Raw genomic sequence first — 306 nt, 5'->3', positions numbered from 1 at the left:
CTGAAAACAGCTAAGAAGCTAAGAGCCCGTCTTAAACAACTGAAAGTCAGCTATGGCTCTATTAGCATGGATAACTGGGATAGCTTTATAACCGCATTCAAGCCTGACAAGAAACAAATCGGCAAGCAGCATACGGTAGGCATAGAAGGTAATAACTGTCGCCTTAGGCACCGATTGCGACGAGCCGTTCGAAAGACCTGCTGCTTCTCAAAGAAGTTTGATAACCACTTTAAGGTGTTTGATTTGGTATTCTTCTATGTCAATTATGGCTATGTCTGATGCCAGCATACTTTTTAGAACACCACC

The 306-nt window shown here is 42.8% G+C and carries 1 protein-coding gene; it reads left to right on the top strand.

The window, feature by feature from the left end:
- The coding region (locus tag ACT3QP_RS15155; protein WP_444526077.1) for an IS1 family transposase at window positions 1-279 on the top strand (279 nt) is incomplete at its 5' end.
- Window positions 280-306 lie beyond the last annotated feature (27 nt).

This window comes from Psychrobacter sp. AOP7-B1-24 (genome assembly GCF_052376215.1).
In the GTDB taxonomy this organism is placed as follows: domain Bacteria; phylum Pseudomonadota; class Gammaproteobacteria; order Pseudomonadales; family Moraxellaceae; genus Psychrobacter.
The sequence above is the reverse complement of the archived record's forward strand: the minus strand, read 5'-3'. Positions and strand labels throughout refer to the sequence as shown.